This window comes from Burkholderia sp. LMG 13014 (genome assembly GCF_905232215.1).
Lineage (GTDB): Bacteria > Pseudomonadota > Gammaproteobacteria > Burkholderiales > Burkholderiaceae > Burkholderia.
Genome location: NZ_CAJNKE010000739.1, coordinates 1 through 2,561, shown reverse-complemented (window position 1 = coordinate 2,561; position 2,561 = coordinate 1). Strand labels below are relative to the sequence as shown.

The following is a 2,561-nucleotide window of genomic DNA, read 5'->3' as shown; positions in this document are numbered from 1 at the left end:
GCATCGCGACGATGAAGCGGTTGTCGGAGACGGCCGGCAACCGATAAGCGCAAGCGCGACGCCGGTTGTGCGGCGATACGGCAAAACGGGCACCCGAGGGTGCCCGTTTTGCATTCGGCGGCAGGTGATCTACGCGGGCCGTTGCGTATCGTGCCCGCCGAACCATGACGGCACGAGCGCGACCGCATCGTCGAGCGAGGTAAGCACATGCAGGCTCAGCGCGATGATTTCGGGCGTCGGCGCCTTCAGGTCGGGCACGGTGACGACCGACGCACCGGCGCCGGCGGCCGACTGCGCGCCGAAGTCGCTGTCCTCGAACGCGACACACGCGTGTGCCGGTACGCCAAGGCGTTCGGCCGCAAGCCGGTAGACGGCCGGGTCGGGTTTGCCGCGCGCGACTTCGTCGCCGCCCGCAATCGCGCGGAAGAACGGCAGCACGCCGACCGCGTCGAGCCGCGCACGGATCACGTCCTGCGCGGACGACGACGCGACCGCGCACGGAATGCCGGCTTGCGCGAGCGCATCGAGCAGCGCGAACGCGCCGGGCTTCAGCGGAAACTTCGGATGCGGTTCGGGTGCCGCGAGCTGCTCGCGCACGCGAATGCGCACCGCGTCGAACGTATCGGGGTTGCCGATCAGCCGCGCCAGGATGACCTGGCCCTCGGCGAACGAGCGGCCGACGATCTGCAGGTAGTCGGTGGTGGTCAGCGTGACGCCGTGTGCATTCGACACGTCGATCCACGTATTCATGATGGTCCGCTCGGAATCGACGAGCAGGCCGTCCATGTCGAAGAGCGCGGCGGAAAAGGTCATCGGCGGCATTCGGGAAGCAGGGCAGGCGATGGGCGGCGCAATGGCCGCCCGAATGAAAAACGGACGCCGAAGGCGTCCGTCCGGAACAGCGGGCTTACTGGCCGAGCGCGGCGCGCGCAGCCTTGACCGCCGCACGCACCTGGTCGGGCGCCGTGCCGCCCGGGTGGTTGCGGCTGGCGACCGAGCCCTCGAGCGTCAGGTAGCCGAACACGTCTTCACCGATCAGGTGCGCGACGTTCGGCAGATCCTGCTTCATTTCGTCGAGCGTCAGGTCGGCCAGGTCGATGCCGCGGTCGTCGCAGATCTTCACTGCGTGCGCGACGGCTTCGTGCGCATCGCGGAACGGCAGGCCGCGCTTCACCAGGTAGTCGGCGAGGTCGGTGGCGGTCGAGAAGCCCTGCAGTGCGGCGGCGCGCATCGCGTCCGGCTTCACGGTGATGCCGGCCACCATCTCGGCGAAGATCCGCAGCGTGTCGGCGACGGTGTCGACCGTGTCGAACAGCGGTTCCTTGTCTTCCTGGTTGTCCTTGTTGTACGCGAGCGGCTGGCCCTTCATCAGCGTCAGCAGCGCCATCAGGTGGCCGTTCACGCGGCCCGTCTTGCCGCGCGCGAGCTCGGGCACGTCCGGGTTCTTCTTCTGCGGCATGATCGAGCTGCCGGTGCAGAAGCGGTCGGCGATGTCGATGAAGCCGACGCGCGGGCTCATCCACAGCACGAGCTCTTCCGAGAAACGCGACACGTGCGTCATCACGAGTGCGGAGGCGGCCGTGAATTCGATCGCGAAGTCGCGATCCGACACCGCGTCGAGCGAGTTCGCGCAGATGCCGTCGAAGCCGAGCGTCTTCGCGACGGCGTGACGATCGATCGGGTAGCTCGTGCCGGCCAGTGCGGCCGCGCCGAGCGGCAGGCGGTTCACGCGGGTGCGGCAGTCACGCATGCGTTCTGCGTCGCGCGAGAACATCTCGACGTACGCGAGCAGGTGGTGGCCGAACGTGACGGGCTGCGCGACCTGCAGGTGCGTGAAGCCCGGCATGATCGTGTCGGCGTTCTGTTCCGCGAGGTCGAGCAGCGCGCCGCGCAGGTCGTTCAGCAGGCCGCCGATGCGGTCGATCTCGCCGCGCAGCCACAGGCGGATGTCGGTCGCGACCTGGTCGTTACGCGAGCGGCCCGTGTGCAGGCGCTTGCCGGCATCGCCGATCAGCGCGGTCAGGCGCGCCTCGATGTTCAGGTGGACGTCTTCGAGGTCGAGCTGCCATTCGAATTCGCCGCGCTCGATTTCACCCTTGATCTGCGCCATCCCGCGTTCGATCGCGGCCAGGTCGTCGGCGCTGATGATCTTCTGCGCGGCGAGCATGTTCGCGTGCGCGAGCGAGCCGGCGATGTCGACGAGCGCGAGGCGCTTGTCGAAAAATACCGACGACGTGTAGCGCTTGACCAGCTCGGACATCGGTTCCGAGAAGCGGGCCGACCAGGCCTCGCCCTTTTTGTGCAGTTGGGACGTCATGGCGAATCTTCGAAGGATGTTGGGCGGCGTGCACCGCGAGGGAATCGGGCGATTTTAGCACTCGCCGGCCCGCCGCCCGGCGCACGGCGCTCATTTCAGGTCGCAGGTCAGCGGCCCGATGGTCGGCAGCGTGCCGTCGGCCGGGTGGACATACGGGAACGCGACGCCGCAGCGCCGGCCGCCGCCGTCGATCTCCAGATGATTGAGCGGGCCGAGGTCGGTGACGAACGTGAGGCCGTCATAG

2 protein-coding genes are annotated in these 2,561 nt (G+C 68.1%); both read right to left on the bottom strand.

Features of this window, described 5'->3' with window-relative positions:
• Nucleotides 1-129: 129 nt before the first annotated feature.
• Nucleotides 130-813 carry an HAD family phosphatase gene (locus tag JYJ84_RS33875; protein WP_122946748.1) on the bottom strand — a complete coding sequence of 228 codons (684 nt, stop codon included), beginning with the start codon at nucleotides 811-813 and terminating at the stop codon, nucleotides 130-132.
• Between the two features lie 94 nt (nucleotides 814-907).
• Nucleotides 908-2,317, bottom strand: coding sequence for an argininosuccinate lyase (gene argH, locus JYJ84_RS33870; protein ID WP_122946021.1), 1,410 nt, complete (start codon nucleotides 2,315-2,317; stop codon nucleotides 908-910).
• Nucleotides 2,318-2,561: the final 244 nt, after the last annotated feature.

Coding starts and splice junctions, on each gene's coding strand:
- JYJ84_RS33875 (WP_122946748.1), bottom strand. CDS start 813: ATGACCTTTTCCGCCGCGCTCTTCGACATGGACGGCCTGCTCGTCGAT.
- argH (WP_122946021.1), bottom strand. CDS start 2,317: ATGACGTCCCAACTGCACAAAAAGGGCGAGGCCTGGTCGGCCCGCTTC.